Annotated in this window: 2 protein-coding genes; both read left to right on the forward strand. The window is 71.9% G+C overall.

Translation table 11 applies throughout. The features are described 5' to 3' along the window. The coding region (locus tag ACRDSQ_RS19095; protein WP_431422938.1) for a helix-turn-helix transcriptional regulator at positions 1-1,471 on the forward strand (1,471 nt) is incomplete at its 5' end. A gap of 121 nt (positions 1,472-1,592) precedes the next feature. Next, positions 1,593-1,889 (forward strand): YciI family protein (locus ACRDSQ_RS19100; protein ID WP_431422939.1); only part of this gene is annotated, 297 nt, incomplete at its 3' end.

Here is a 1,889-nt window from a genome sequence, read left to right on the forward strand (position 1 = left end):
GGGCAGAGCCGACCGCGCGGCCCGGCTGGCGGCAGAAGCGCTCTCGCTCACCACCGACGCGGGCGTCCGGGCCGACGCCACCTATACCCGTGGCGCCGTGGAGTACGAACGCACCTCGCCGCGGGCCGATGCGGAGCTGACGGCCGAGGCCGCGGCGTTGATGCGCGACACCGATCCGGAGCGCGCCGCGCTCCTGCTGTTCGAGACTGTGCACGCCGCCCGGCACGGCGCGGCGCACGACATCCTGCAGCGTGCGGCGGAGCTGATGCGCGGGTTCACCCCGCCGCAGCACTGGGCGCCCGTTGTCGCCGCCCTCGTCGGGTGGGCGGAGCTCTTCGCCGGACGCCCGGAGCTGGCCGTCGGCCCGATGCGCGAACTCGACACCGTCACCGAACTCGGCGGCGGGTACGACCTGATGCACCGCATCACGGCCGGGTTCGGCGGGCTCATGATCGCCGACGACGACCGTGTCATCGCGGAGACCGAGGACATGCTGGCCAAGGTGCGGGCCACCGGGGCGTTGGGTTGGGTCCCGTACACGCTGAACGTGCTCGCCGTGGCGCGGCTGCTCCGAGGCGAGTTCGCGGACGCCCGCGCATGTGTGGCCGAAGGCGTATCCGTGAGCGACGAACTCCGGAACACGACCGAGAGCCTGGCCCACCGGTCGGTGGAGGTGTGGTTGCACGCGGTGTCGGGTGACGAGGCACGCTGCCGGGCTCTTGCAGGGGAGGTGCTCCCGCGAGCCGAAGCCCGGCACCGGGTCAACGCCGAGATCGCGGCCTGGGGTCTCGGGATGCTCGACCTGTCCGCCCGGCGGTTCGGGGAGGCGTTCGACCGGCTCGATCGAGTGTCGCAGGGACCTGCGAGCCGCGACCTGCTGGTGCGGGCGGTGCCGGATCTGGTGGAAGCAGCCGTGCGCAACGGTGTGCCGGACCGCGTCGAAGGACCACTGGCGGCTTTCCGGCACTGGGCTGAGCACGTCGACCGCCCGGTCGCCACTGGGCTCGTCCTGCGCTGCCGGGCCCTGCTGGCGGGCGACGACGAGGCCGACGCGCTGTACGCCGAGGCGCTGCGGCTCCACGAGCGGCAAGGCGGCCCCTATGAGCGCGCCCGTACGCAGCTGGTCTACGGCGAATGGCTGCGCCGCAGGCGCCGCCGTACCGAGGCCCGCGGGCATCTCGCGGCGGCCGTGTCCGCGTTCGAGCGTCTCGGCGCGCAGCTCTGGGCCGAGCGTGCGCGCGGCGAACTGGCCGCCTTCGGCGAGCGGAGCGACGAGCCTCAGCGCAGCGGCCCGCTCACCCTGTTGACCCCGCAGGAGCTGCAGGTTGTGCGGCTGGCCGCGGACGGTCAGACGAACAAGGAGATCGCCGCGCAGCTCTTCCTCAGCCCGCGGACCGTCGGCCACCACCTCTACAAGGCGTACCCGAAACTCGGTGTCACCGGTCGCAGCGAGCTGGCCCACCTCGTCTAGCGCCAGTCACCGGTCTGCCGGATACCGGTCACGATGACCGATGCGGCACCAGGGGACCCCGCATAGCGTTCACAGCATCAAGACGGCGGTCGCCGGCACCGCCCACGATGAGGAGACGACAATGACGAAGTACTTCCTGAGCCTCCCCCACGACTCCGCCGAGGAGCCCACGATGGAGAACGTGGACCCCGCGGAGCTGCAGGAGATCATGGCCGCGGTCGGCGCGTTCAACACCGCCGTGATCGAAGCGGGCGCGTTCGTGACCGCGGGCGGCCTGAACCCGCCGTCGACCGCGACCACGGTGGACTACTCCGGAGACAGCCCCGTCCTCACCCCGGGCCCGTTCGTCGAGGCCGACGAGTACCTCGGTGGCTTCTGGATCATCGAGGCCGAGAACGAGGACGTCGCGATCGAATGG

Source organism: Actinokineospora sp., from assembly GCF_050699995.1.
Lineage (GTDB): Bacteria > Actinomycetota > Actinomycetes > Mycobacteriales > Pseudonocardiaceae > Actinokineospora.